Below are 3228 nucleotides of genomic sequence, written 5' to 3' on the forward strand. Positions count from 1 at the left end.
ACGCCGATTTATATGAGCGCCAGCGATAGCGACAGCAGCACCACTCGCGCGGGCATCAGCGGCGGCGACGTCACCATTCGCGACGAAGCGGGCCAACAGGCCCGCACCGGCCAGACGGCGGCGGAGGCTATCGCCAACCTTAACCGCGACGTCAGCAGCGACCGCGACGGCACTAACGCCGTCGATAACCTGTACGAGCGCGATAAGAAGAAAATCGACGCCGGGTTTGAAATCACCCGCGCCTTCCAGAACGAAGTCGGTACCTTTGTGGTGAACAAGGCTAAAGAGGCCGACGCGCTGAAGAAGGACCTGGAAAAGCAGGGTATCGACCCGGAGACCAACGCCGACTACCTCGACGCCCTCAAGTGGGCTCCGGGTGGCGCGTACAGCCAGGCCATTACCGCTATCACCGCCGCCACCGGCGGCAACATCATGGGCGGTATGGACGGACTAGCCCAGGCGGCGGTGCTGAACTACGTGCAGGGCATGGGCGCGCAGGAAATCAAGAAGCTGGCGGACCGCATTGGCGAAGGCACGGTTGAGGGCGAAGCCGCCCGCGCCGTTCTGCAAGGCTTAGCCGCCTGCGGTTCACAGGCTGGCCAAGGCGGCGACTGCGCCAGCGCCGGGCTGGGGACGGCTGCGGGGGTGATTGCTAATGCCATTTTGAACGATAAAAGCAAAGCCGTGGAGGATATGACTTCGGAGGAGAAGAAGGCGCGGGAAGATTTGATATCCAGCCTTATCGCGGGGGTTGTTGGGGCTTCTGGTGGGGATGTAGCCAGTGCAGCGGCTGGGATTCAGCAGGAGCTGGACAATAATGCTATTGTTTCTTCCATGGTTGGCAAAACAGACGAAGAAATCCGCCAAGAAATGAAAAATGTATTTGACGTTGCTTGCAGTGAAAATATAAAAGAATGTCAAGATGCGATACTTATCGGCGGAACGGTTGTCTTTTTACCAGTATTACCCAAATCTGTTTTAATTAACGGCGCGGTGAGCACTGGAGCTAATGTGGGTATTCAATATTTTGTTAATGACACGGTAGATCCAAGGGATGCCGTTTACGCTAGCTGGGTAGGCATGGCAACCACAGGCAGCGGCTTCCGGGGAACTGTTGCTTGGAATAGTGCTGGCGGTGCGTTGTCCAGCTATACAAAAGATGAAAATCCATTTGCTGGTGGATTGATTAGTGGGGTTGGTTCTGGGCTGGGATATGGCGTTGGCAATTATATCGTGAAGCCTACTGTAAATTCAGCGGGAAAATGGATAACCGGAGGATGGGATCCCAAATTTGACTATAATCAGCTCAAATATACTGACATTAAAGGTCTACTTGGATTATCTAAAGAAATGTCACCGAGTAGTATACCAGCCTCTACCGGTAATATGGGCTCATCTATTACATCAGAGATGACAGGAACTGAAATGAAAAAAGTCATTGAAGATAAAATCTTACATGGTGGAAAATAATGAAGCTATTATTTTTTGTTTTCGTCACTATAGCTATTTCTATGATATCAGGGATTATAATCGCCGAAATATCATATGCTATTTTACTTTTTATCAAATATTTAGCCTATGGGTATATTGAGCTAGAATATTCTGGAATTTTAAAAGGCTTGAAGGTTGGCAGTACTGGGGGAGGAATATTGGGCTTTGGAATAATTTTGGCTCGCCTACTGAAAATAAAGGGATTTTAGTCTGTTATGAGCCTGCACACCATCCTGTGTACAGGCTCTAATGCCACTTGATCGGCACCCGAATCCAAATGACCCCATCACAAAGTCCCACCTCAATCGAGGAGTTGTCAATAACCCCCCAAGAACATTCTCACGTGAAGATTATGGGCAACAAAAAACCCACGGACAGTTAGGCTATGATGAGAATAATAAAGTTCCTCCGCATGAACATAAAATTACTTATAATGACCGAGGATACGTCGATAAGCAGTACTATCGTAAAATGGACAAAGACGGTAAAGCCATTGGTCCTTGGATTGAAGACAAGAAATAGGAATAACTATGTCAAACGATGTATATGGATATCTAGAGCCGACTTTGGGAATGAATGAGGCAGCTCTATTAAAAGAATATATTAAGAATAGTTCTCTTAATATTCAATCGATTACTGAAAAGGAATTATTTAATTATCCATCTGAATTCATTCCAACCAAAGAGCTTTTCATATTTGATATTGCCGATGGTCCTAATTCTATTAATGCTACCTATTTAATTGACTATCTTGAATACGACCCTGAATCATGTGATATCGGCTTTCCCAGCGATCCAAAGAAGCGTCTGAATATCCTTCTGGATACACTAGTTGATATGATCAAGATAACAAATGCCAAAAAGATGGTAGTTGCCATGACGGACTGCAACCAGATTGAAACGATAAAAAAGATAAATTTATCTGAACTCTATGATGTCATTCATGCCGATTTTGAGAAATATCGCGCTCCTCCTGATACTCTTTATGAAATTACGGTTTAACAAATGACCACTTGAGCCTGTACATGATTACATGTACAGGCTCAATGGAACCCCGGCCAGCAAAAACTGGCCGGATTTTCTGACGTTAATGCCGCTGCTCAAGCACCTTAATCACAATCATTTTCTCAACAATTTCCATGTCAAACCTGGCGTCAGCGGTAATACCCAACGCCGCCAACCATTCGCCAGCAAGGTACAGAGAGCCGTCTTCGTGGATTACATCTGGAGCAACACTGGCATCAGCATAGTGGCAAAGATCGCACCACGCCTTCTCCTCTGTTACCAATGTAATCTTCAATCCCTGTTCTTCCCGCTGGATCTTGACGGAAACGTTGGCCGTAAAGCCGTTTTCGGCAAGGCATGAGCCAGTTAGCATCAGCTCAGGCAACATCTTGTCGTGCATGTAGATTATCTTCATCGTGTTTACTCCGTTACCATCAGGCCGCCGGGATAGCCTCGAAGCCATCGTACTGCCGCCGACGCATCAAACGGCGCAATGCTTAGCCCTTCTAAACAGCTCCATAGTTCATTAGCGTTTTGAGCAGTAATGACGATACAGCCCGGCATCACCCGAATCTTGAGCGGCATCCCCTCGGTAAAACCGGCCTCGGTCAGCCATGCGCCGCCAAGGCGGATAGTCTATACCCTGTTTATCCAGAGCGGCGGCGACACTACCCTCTCTGGCGCTGCGGCCAAGGGCAGCAGCATCATCGCTGACGTGGGCAAGAACCTCACC

General features: G+C 48.0%; 5 protein-coding genes and 1 pseudogene. 4 read left to right on the forward strand and 2 right to left on the reverse strand.

Annotated features, from left to right (window positions below):
• The 3 genes and pseudogenes from G544_RS21885 to G544_RS22385 all read left to right on the forward strand — a co-directional run.
• A pseudogene (locus G544_RS21885) lies at positions 1-1470 on the forward strand (hypothetical protein); the annotation flags it as partial.
• On the forward strand, positions 1470-1700 hold the full coding sequence (locus tag G544_RS22380; RefSeq protein ID WP_027275854.1) for a hypothetical protein: 231 nt from the start codon (positions 1470-1472) through the stop codon (positions 1698-1700). The pseudogene G544_RS21885 and the gene G544_RS22380, both read left to right, overlap by 1 nt.
• A 321-nt stretch (positions 1701-2021) precedes the next feature.
• Positions 2022-2492, forward strand: a complete 471-nt coding sequence (locus tag G544_RS22385) for a hypothetical protein (RefSeq protein WP_027275855.1) — start codon at positions 2022-2024, stop codon at positions 2490-2492.
• Between the two features lie 85 nt (positions 2493-2577).
• On the opposite strand, the gene G544_RS0117905 is transcribed toward G544_RS22385, so the two are convergent.
• On the reverse strand, positions 2578-2910 hold the full coding sequence (locus G544_RS0117905) for a hypothetical protein (protein WP_027275856.1): 333 nt from the start codon (positions 2908-2910) through the stop codon (positions 2578-2580).
• 5 nt (positions 2911-2915) lie between these two features.
• Positions 2916-3128 carry a SymE family type I addiction module toxin gene (locus G544_RS22775; protein WP_036024538.1) on the reverse strand — a complete coding sequence of 71 codons (213 nt, stop codon included), beginning with the start codon at positions 3126-3128 and terminating at the stop codon, positions 2916-2918.
• Here G544_RS22775 and G544_RS22270 point away from each other — a divergent pair.
• Positions 3040-3228, forward strand: a 189-nt coding sequence (locus G544_RS22270; protein WP_147654628.1) for a hemagglutinin repeat-containing protein, incomplete at its 3' end; no start/stop codon positions are given. The two genes, G544_RS22775 and G544_RS22270, sit on opposite strands and share 89 nt — an antisense overlap.

The sequence above is a fragment of the Leminorella grimontii ATCC 33999 = DSM 5078 genome (genome assembly GCF_000439085.1).
In the GTDB taxonomy this organism is placed as follows: Bacteria; Pseudomonadota; Gammaproteobacteria; order Enterobacterales; family Enterobacteriaceae; genus Leminorella; species Leminorella grimontii.

Coding starts and splice junctions, on each gene's coding strand:
- G544_RS22385 (WP_027275855.1), top strand. CDS start 2,022: ATGTCAAACGATGTATATGGATATCTAGAGCCGACTTTGGGAATGAAT.
- G544_RS22380 (WP_027275854.1), top strand. CDS start 1,470: ATGAAGCTATTATTTTTTGTTTTCGTCACTATAGCTATTTCTATGATA.
- G544_RS0117905 (WP_027275856.1), bottom strand. CDS start 2,910: ATGAAGATAATCTACATGCACGACAAGATGTTGCCTGAGCTGATGCTA.